7 protein-coding genes are annotated in these 8,705 nt (G+C 30.2%); 5 read left to right on the top strand and 2 right to left on the bottom strand.

The window, feature by feature from the left end:
• Both MV589_RS02000 and MV589_RS01995 read right to left on the bottom strand, forming a co-directional pair.
• On the bottom strand, nucleotides 1-385 hold a 385-nt coding region (locus MV589_RS02000), incomplete at its 3' end, for a Gfo/Idh/MocA family oxidoreductase (RefSeq protein WP_521966160.1).
• Nucleotides 382-1,650: a nucleotide sugar dehydrogenase gene (locus MV589_RS01995; RefSeq protein WP_297431535.1), complete on the bottom strand. Its 1,269-nt coding sequence runs from the start codon at nucleotides 1,648-1,650 to the stop codon at nucleotides 382-384. The genes MV589_RS01995 and MV589_RS02000, both read right to left, overlap by 4 nt.
• A 109-nt stretch (nucleotides 1,651-1,759) precedes the next feature.
• On the opposite strand from MV589_RS01995, the gene MV589_RS01990 reads away from it, so the two are divergent.
• From MV589_RS01990 to MV589_RS01970, 5 genes are read left to right on the top strand one after another with little or no spacing between them, the layout of a single operon-like run.
• Nucleotides 1,760-3,133 carry a mannose-1-phosphate guanylyltransferase/mannose-6-phosphate isomerase gene (locus MV589_RS01990; protein ID WP_297431533.1) on the top strand — a complete coding sequence of 458 codons (1,374 nt, stop codon included), beginning with the start codon at nucleotides 1,760-1,762 and terminating at the stop codon, nucleotides 3,131-3,133.
• A 21-nt stretch (nucleotides 3,134-3,154) separates the two neighbouring features.
• Nucleotides 3,155-3,967 (top strand): ABC transporter permease, encoded by an 813-nt coding sequence (locus tag MV589_RS01985; protein ID WP_297431531.1) that lies wholly within the window; start codon nucleotides 3,155-3,157, stop codon nucleotides 3,965-3,967.
• Nucleotides 3,967-5,157, top strand: coding sequence for an ABC transporter ATP-binding protein (locus tag MV589_RS01980; protein WP_297431529.1), 1,191 nt, complete (start codon nucleotides 3,967-3,969; stop codon nucleotides 5,155-5,157). The genes MV589_RS01985 and MV589_RS01980 overlap by 1 nt, the downstream gene beginning before the upstream one ends.
• Nucleotides 5,150-6,523, top strand: a complete 1,374-nt coding sequence (locus MV589_RS01975; protein WP_297431527.1) for a class I SAM-dependent methyltransferase — start codon at nucleotides 5,150-5,152, stop codon at nucleotides 6,521-6,523. Before MV589_RS01980 ends, MV589_RS01975 begins: the two co-directional genes overlap by 8 nt.
• A complete protein-coding gene (locus MV589_RS01970; protein WP_297431525.1) occupies nucleotides 6,513-8,705 on the top strand; it encodes a glycosyltransferase family 2 protein in 2,193 nt (730 codons plus the stop codon). Before MV589_RS01975 ends, MV589_RS01970 begins: the two co-directional genes overlap by 11 nt.

Raw genomic sequence — 8,705 nt, 5'->3', positions numbered from 1 at the left:
AAACTTTCTTTCCTGTCTCTTTTTCAATGATTTTAAGCTCATCTATATCAGCAGGATTCAGTACAAGCGGTTTTTCACAGATTGCATGCGCACCGCTTTTAAGAGCAAGCCTGATGTGACTTTTATGAAGGTAGTTGGGAGAGGCTATGCTCATATACTCTATTTTATCATCATGTTCTCTATCCCATCTGCCTATGAAATCTTCAAATCTCTCTAACTCTGTGAAGAAATCAGCTTGAGGAAAATTACTGTCCATGATACCTATGCCATCATATGGGTCAAGTGCAGCTACAAGATTATTTCCTGTCTCTTTTATCGCTTTCATATGTCTTGGAGCTATGTATCCGCTTGCTCCGATAAGTGCAAAATTTTTACTCATTTTTATAGTCTCCATGTTGGATTTTCTACTATGCCTTTTACATCTATGACTATAGGTGCACCTTTTGAGAGCCCAGCATACTCTTCTTGTGTTATCTCTTTGAACTTATCGTGTCCTACTGCTACGATGATAGCGTCATATTTATGTGAGTTGTATGGAAGTTCATCTATAAAAGGAATAGTTTTACTCTCCCTATCACTCTTGTCAACCCAGTAGTCATAAACATCTACATCACATTCATACTCTTGAAGTTCAGAGATAATATCTACAACTTTTGTGTTTCTCATATCAGGACAGTTCTCTTTAAACGTAATGCCAAGGACGAGTACTTTTGCACCGTTAAGTTTTTTATCTGCTTTTACCATATATTTTACAGCTTTATCAGCTATAAGTTTACTCATACCATTGTTGATATGTCTCGCACCTAAGATAAGATTAGGTGTATAGCCTAATGATTGTGCCTTATGTGTAAGGTAGTACGGATCAACTCCTATGCAGTGTCCACCTACAAGTCCGGGAGCAAGTTTAATGAAGTTCCATTTCGTTGCGGCTGCTTCAAGAACTGCGTTTGTGTTGATGTTCATTGTATCAAATATCATTGCAAGTTCATTCATAAGAGCGATGTTTACATCTCTTTGTGTGTTCTCTATGACCTTTGCAGCTTCAGCTACTTTGATGCTAGATGCTAGATGGGTTCCGGCTGTAATGATTGACTTATACAACTCATCTACCACTTTTGCTATCTCTGGAGTTGAGCCTGAAGTGATTTTAAGGATTTTTGTAACGGTATGCTCTTTATCTCCCGGGTTAATGCGCTCAGGAGAGTAACCACAGTAAAAATCTTCATTAAATTTCAGTCCGCTTCCCCCTTCTAAAATAGGTACACAAACCTCTTCAGTAACACCAGGGTATACGGTAGACTCATAAATGACAATATCACCCTTTTTAAGGACTTTAGAAACAGTTTCAGTCGATTTTTCTATGGGAGTTAAGTCTGGTTCATTATTATTATCAATAGGAGTTGGAACAGTAACAATGTAAACATTGCTATCTTTAATATCTTCAATATCCATAGTAAATTTCATCCCATTTTTCAGAGATTCATTTACCTGTTCGCTTGTAAGTTCTAAAGTTCTATCAAAGCCACTGTTAAGTTCATCTACACGCGGCTTATTGATGTCAAAGCCCACTACCTCGTATTTTCCGCTAAATGCGTGGGCAAGGGGCAGCCCTACATAACCTAGACCTATTATGGTGATTTTTTTGAGCATATTCCTTCCAATAATTCTAATCCTTAATTGATTATATCCATTTTGTGTTTATATTAAAGATAAAATTGTATAATTACACCAAATTTAATATTGAGAAGTGTCTTAAAATATGATAAACATAATTTTATGTGGTGGTAGTGGTACACGACTTTGGCCTATTAGTCGTACTCTTATGCCAAAACAGTTTGTCAAACTTTTCAATGACAAGTCATTATTTCAGCTGACAGTAGAAAGAAACAAAAGTGTGTGTAGAGAACAGTTCATCGTCTCAAATGCAGAACAGTACTTTTTAGCTGTAGATCAGCTTGAAGAGTTGCAATATAGTGACAGTAAGTTTTTACTTGAACCGGTTGGGAGAAATACTGCACCTGCCATTGCCCTTGCTTGTTTTGCACTTAATCCAGAAGAGATAGTACTTGTTTCACCATCTGATCATCTCATAAAAGATGAAGTGGCGTATGCAAAAGTACTTCAAGAGGCAAAACAACTTGCCGAAGATGATAACCTTGTAACATTTGGCATTACACCGACATTTGCAGAAACTGGTTTTGGTTACATAGAAGCCAAAGGAAACAGTGTAGAGGCATTTCATGAAAAACCAGATACTAAAACGGCTCAAAAGTATGTGGAAGCCGGAAACTTTTACTGGAATAGCGGGATGTTTTGTTTCAAAGCAGGAGTTTTTTTAAATGAACTGCAAAAACATGCTCCAGAGATTTATGATGCTTCAGAAACAGCTTACGAGAATGCTTCTAAAGATGGTATGTACCGCATAGCACATGATGATATGGCAAACATACCAGAAGAGAGCATCGACTATGCAGTTATGGAAAAAAGCGACAGAGTAAAGGTAGTATCTTCAAACATAGGCTGGTCAGATCTTGGAAGTTTTGATGCATTAGCTGAGGAGTTTGAAACAGATGAAGATGGTAATACAAAAGATGAAAACCTTTTGGCCGTAAACTCTAAAAACAACTTCATTTACAGTAGTGACAGGCTCATCGCAACAGTTGACATAGATGACCTAATAGTTGTAGATACTCCTGATGCTCTGCTCATCAGTAAAAAAGGAAACTCTCAAAAGATTAAAGACATAGTCAAAGAGCTTAAAGGAAGAGAGAGTGACTTGCATCACATTCATCTCACAGCTCATAGACCATGGGGAACTTACACTATACTTGAAGAAAACAATAAATACAAAATAAAACGCATAGTAGTAAAACCAGGAAAAAGACTAAGCCTTCAAAAACACTTTCACAGAAGTGAACACTGGATAGTAGTAGAAGGTACTGCACTTGTAACAGTACAAGATAAAGAAACTCTGGTACGACCAAATGAATCGACTTACATTCCAATGGGAAATACTCATAGACTTGAGAACCCTGGAAAAGTGGATGTTGTTTTAATAGAAGCACAAGTTGGCGAATATCTTGGTGAAGATGATATTGTAAGAATCGAAGATGATTATAAAGGAATATATTAAAATGCAAAAGTTAATAAAATCATGAGTACACTTAAAAGTTTTTATCGTTTCTTAAAAGATATTTATAAGAATAAATCATTATTAATAACGTTAGCTACGAATGATTTTAGAGAACAGTTTTTAGGGTCTTATCTCGGGATAGTATGGGCCATTCTAAGACCTGTATTATTTATATTAATAGTTTGGTTTATTTTTACTGTAGGTTTTAAGCATAATATTTCAGACAATGGAGTGCCATTTGTTTTATACTTAATGTGTGGGTATATACCATGGTTTTTCTTTTCTGATTCCATTTCAAGTGGTATGAATGCCATAGTTAATAATAAATTTTTAGTTAAAAAAGTGAACTTTAGAGTTAGTCTACTACCAATAGTAAAAATATTGTCTATGTTGTTTTTACATATGATTTTTATAGGTATATTGATAGCTCTATTTTTACTTTACGGATATAAACCGAGCATATATTGGCTACAATTACCATTTTATACATTTATGATGTTTCTACTTATACTTGGTATGACTTGGTTACTTTCAGCCCTTAGAGTTTTTACAAAAGATGTAGCTCAAATTGTAAGTGTTATTTTGCAGCTTGGTTTTTGGGTTACTCCTATATTTTGGTCAATAAATAAAGTACCAGAAAAATATTGGTATGTACTCAAACTCAACCCTATGGTTTTTATAATAGAGGGGTATAGAAACAGTTTCATAAACCATGTATGGTTCTGGGAAACATACAAATACGCACCATATTTTTTAATTACTACTTTTGTATTTTTAGTTTTAGGTGCTGTGGTATTTAGAAAACTAAGACCTCATTTTGGAGATGTGCTCTAATGAATAAATCGACAGTTGTAAAAGCTCAAAACATTAGTAAGGTTTACAAACTTTACAATAAGCCTTTTGACAGAGTAAAAGAAGCCCTTAATCCTTTTAAAAAAAGTTACCATAAAGATTTTCATGCTTTGCATGATGTCTCTTTTGAGCTTAAAAGAGGAGAGGCATTAGGCATAATAGGTAGAAATGGCAATGGGAAATCTACACTACTTAAGATTATAGCTGGAGTACTGACACCTACAAAAGGGCATGTTAATACAAAAGGCAGAATTGCTGCAATACTGGAGCTTACTTCAAGTCTAAAACCCGAACTTACAGGACTTGAAAATATAGAGCTAAACCTGAAAATAAATGGTTTTAATAAAGAAGCCTTAAAAGAGAAGATAAAAGAGATAGAAGAATTTGCAGAAATAGGAGAGTTTATAGACCAACCTGTTAAAACATATAGTAGTGGCATGAAATCAAGACTTGGATTTGGCATAGCAACATCAAGCGAGCCAGATGTTTTGATACTCGATGAAGTTTTGGCAGTGGGAGACTTTAACTTTCAACAAAAATGTTTAGCAAAAATCAACAGTATGAGGGAGAGAATATCTATGATATTTGTTTCTCACTCTATGAATAGTGTAAGACTCTTTTGTGACAATGTAATGGTGCTTGAAAAAGGTAAAAATACTTTTTATGGTAAAGCAGATGATGGGATAAAATACTATCTTGAGCAAGAAGAGAAGAAAAAGCAAGAGCTCAAGAAAAAAGAAAAAAAACAAGAGATAAAACCTTTTTATGGGGATCTTTTTCATAATGAAGATAAGATTGTAAATGTAAAACATAAGTGGAATAAAGAGTCATATAAGCTTGAAGAAGAGATGGTGCTAGAGTTTTCTTTTGAACTTAAGTATAAGCCTAAAAATTTGATTATTGGAATACCTGTCTGGAATGACAATGGAGATTTTATTACAGCATTTAATACAGATTATTACAATATAAATTTATTTGAAAATATATATAAAATTCAAGGAGTTTTAGTATTTGATTGTTTCTTTAATCCTAATATTTATTATTCTGTAATTGCTATAGTTGATGGTTCTGAATATTTATATAGACAATTAAATAATAAGTTTTATGTAAAAAATAAAGAAAGGGTTTTTGGATTTGTTACTATTAAGCATGAATGGAGACTAAATGATTGAAATTACTGATTATCATTTTCTGGAAGAGTTACAGGTAGAAAATATTATTCCAAAAAAAATAAATGAAGTTGCATTAAAATATAGAAGTTTATTATTAGAAGATATAGAAAAAAATATTATTGAAATAGAGAATATAGATAAATGTTATTGTTGTGGAGACTCTTTAGAGGTTTTAAGTAAAATAGATCGATTTGGATTGCCTTTTGGTAGTAAAATATGTCAAAAATGTGGATTGATTACGACAAGTCCAAGAATTAAAGAAAAATCACTTCCTTATTATTATGATAAATATTATCATCATATAAATTATGGTAAAGAAAATTTAAATGAACAAAAAGCACTCTTTGAGGATGGCCAGGGAAGGAAAGTTTTTCATATACTTAAAAATCATTTACCAGCTAAAAAGATTTTAAAAGTGTTAGAAATTGGTGCAGGAACAGGTAGTGTATTACACGAGTTTAAAGAAGAAGCATCTTTATATTCTATAGGTATTGATGAATTAGGAACTGAGTATAGTTCAGATTGTATTAAGCAATGTAATGAAAAAAATCTCAATGTAATTTATGGTAATTTAGAAACTATCCTGAAAAAAAATGAAACATATGATGTAATTATTCTTAGTCATGTTTTTGAACATTTTATTGATTTAGATAATGAATTGGGTAAAATACGAAAAATAATGAATAAAGATTCTTTATTATATATTGAAGTACCAGGAGTGAAAGTAAATCACAAAAAAGGATATTATGAATATTCTTATTTGATTTATCATGTTCATGCACACATGTATAATTTTTCATTTCGTACATTAAATAATATATTATTAAAAAATAATTTTATTAATCTTTTTGGAAATGAGGAAGTAGAATCTATATATCAAATAGCAGAAAGTAAAAATAACACTGCTGCTGATATATATTTAGATTATAATCATATTATAGAATATTTATTTTTTTTAAAGCAAAACCAAAATTATTGGAAAGAGTTATATCAACAAAAAATATATTTTGAAAAACAATATAAGCAACAGCAACAAACTATCACAAACAGAGAGGCAACAATTCAAGGCAAAGAATCTTTAATACAGAAGCAACAGAAGACAATTGAGAATAGTGAAGTGATAATTCAAAAGAAAGAATCTTTAATGCAGAAGCAACAGAAAACAATTGAGAATAGAGAAAAGACTATTAAAGGTAAAGTATATAAACTATCAAAAATAGAGAATTACTTATATTTGATTCTTCATTCTATAGAAGAGGTTACATTAAAATCATTTTCATCCAATCCTATAGAAAAATATAAAGCTTATAAGCAAATGCTCAAAACATTTGACAAAATAAAAGGATATTTAAAAAATGGATATTAAAATTAGTGTTATTGTTCCTGTTTATAATGTTGAGAATTATATTGAAAAGTGCTTAGAATCTGTGATTAATCAAACTTTGAAAGAGGTGGAAATTATTATCATTAATGATGGATCAACAGATAAAAGTTTGGATATTTGTAAAGAATATAAAAAAAAAGACAGTAGAATTATAGTTATAGATCAACAAAATAGTGGATTAGGTATTTCAAGAAATAATGGTATAAAAAAGGCGACCGGTGAATTTTTATGTTTTTTAGATTCAGATGATTGGTTAGATTTAAAAACATTAAAAAATTGTTATAGTAAAGCAAAAAAAGAATTAGCAGATATTGTAGTCTTTGGATTTGATAGAATAGACGAAGATACGCAAAAAGTAATTCAAACAAGAGATGACTTGATCTTTGATTTAGACAATATTAAAAAAGAAAACTTTTTTAATAAAGTTATTAGTGCGAATTTTAAACATATGGCATGCTCAATGATATCTAAGAGAGAACTTTTTATAAATAATTCATTAAAGTTTCCTTCTGCCTTGCATGAAGATCTTTATGTGACTCCACAATTATTTTACTATGCTAATAAAGTAAGTTTTATTAATAAAAGTTACTATAAATGGCTTATTAGAAAAGGGTCAATAACAAATACAGTTACAAGTAAACATATAGATGGAATAATTACTGCCATATTTTATGTTAAGTGTTTTTTATTAAAAGAAAATATATACGATAAATATAGTGATGATTTTATATACTTTTATTTGACATATATCTATTTATTGTATAGAAGAATTAAATCTTTTATTAAAGATGATAAAGAAAAACAAAATCTATTTAATGATCTGCTTCTAAAGTCATCATCAATAATTAATATTAAAGATATTGAAACTAGTGAAATAGAAACCAAGAAGTATAGTGAATTCTTGATAATGTTCAAGAATTATCTTATAAGTAAAGAAGTTTCTAAAAGTATAGTTGTTGATGACAATATTCTTTCCCAGTTAAATGAAATTAAAAGTTCAAGAGGATATAAGTTTTTATTACAATATTATAGATATAGAGACAAATATTTACCTGTCGGTAGCAAAAGAAGAAAAATTGTTAAAGAAGCATTAAATTATCTTCATAAAAGGAAAAATACTAAAAAATATATAAGTGCAAAAAGTATAAATGAATTAAGTTCAAGAAAAAAATATTCTGTAGTCTTTTTACCTCATAAAGATTATCATATGTGGACAATGGGATTGATTGCAAGAGAATTAAAAAAGTTGAAAATAACTGCTTGTGTATTGGATCTTACTAAATGCTATAGAGATGAGGGAACAAGAAAAGAAATTAAAAATTTCCCAGATATTGATTTTTTAGATTTTGAAGTTTTACAAAATGAAAAAATAAATTATGATTGTCTGGTTTGTATGAATGATTGGGATAAAAGAGTAGTGAGACCTCAAATAGAAAGAGGTAAAAAGTTAGGTAAAATAACAATTGGCATTGTAGAAGGAGTACAAGATTTTTTAGATCTAGATACTAAGCAAAATAGGAACACTTATCAAACAGTAGAATATGTATTTTTAACTGGAAAGCATGATGAACAATTTTTTACTAATAAATTAAAAAATACATATATAATTGGAATACCAAGATTGAAAAAACTACTAAATAATAAACCTATTTTTCCTAAAAAAAAGCTTGTCGTGATTAATATGAATTTCTCATACAATGTTCTTTCAGATAAATCTAAATATTGGCTTGATAGTGCAATAGAAGGATGTAAAAAAGCAGGGATTGATTATATTATTACACAACATCCAGCAGACAAAACTGATTTAACGGGATATCATGTAACTAACAAGACAATGTATCAAATAATTGAAGAGGGCAGTATAGTAATAAGTAGATTTGGTTCAACAATTATTGAAGCTCTAGCTATGGGTAAACCTTGTATTTATCATAACCCTCATGGTGAAAAAGTTATGAAATATCAAGAACCAATGGGAGCATACAGTTTAAGTTTTGATTCTAATAGTTTAGCAGATGCGATTGATTATGAACTTTCATTAGCGGTAGATTATAGAAAGAGAGCAGAAAAATTTTTAGATTATCACTGTAATGTTAATAGTAAAGAATCTTCGGCATTTTTAGCAGCAAAATATATTAAAAGTATAATGAATAGATATAGGGAATAA

The sequence above is a fragment of the Sulfurimonas sp. genome, assembly GCF_026991475.1.
Classification (GTDB): Bacteria; Campylobacterota; Campylobacteria; order Campylobacterales; family Sulfurimonadaceae; genus Sulfurimonas.
Note: the sequence above shows the minus strand (reverse complement) of the source record. Positions and strands in the feature narration are given on the sequence as shown.

Bases quoted from the DNA above. Each gene is read 5' to 3' on its own strand.
- MV589_RS01990 (WP_297431533.1), top strand. From the start codon at position 1,760: ATGATAAACATAATTTTATGTGGTGGTAGTGGTACACGACTTTGGCCT.
- MV589_RS01975 (WP_297431527.1), top strand. From the start codon at position 5,150: ATGATTGAAATTACTGATTATCATTTTCTGGAAGAGTTACAGGTAGAA.
- MV589_RS01995 (WP_297431535.1), bottom strand. From the start codon at position 1,650: ATGCTCAAAAAAATCACCATAATAGGTCTAGGTTATGTAGGGCTGCCC.
- MV589_RS01970 (WP_297431525.1), top strand. From the start codon at position 6,513: ATGGATATTAAAATTAGTGTTATTGTTCCTGTTTATAATGTTGAGAAT.
- MV589_RS01980 (WP_297431529.1), top strand. From the start codon at position 3,967: ATGAATAAATCGACAGTTGTAAAAGCTCAAAACATTAGTAAGGTTTAC.
- MV589_RS01985 (WP_297431531.1), top strand. From the start codon at position 3,155: ATGAGTACACTTAAAAGTTTTTATCGTTTCTTAAAAGATATTTATAAG.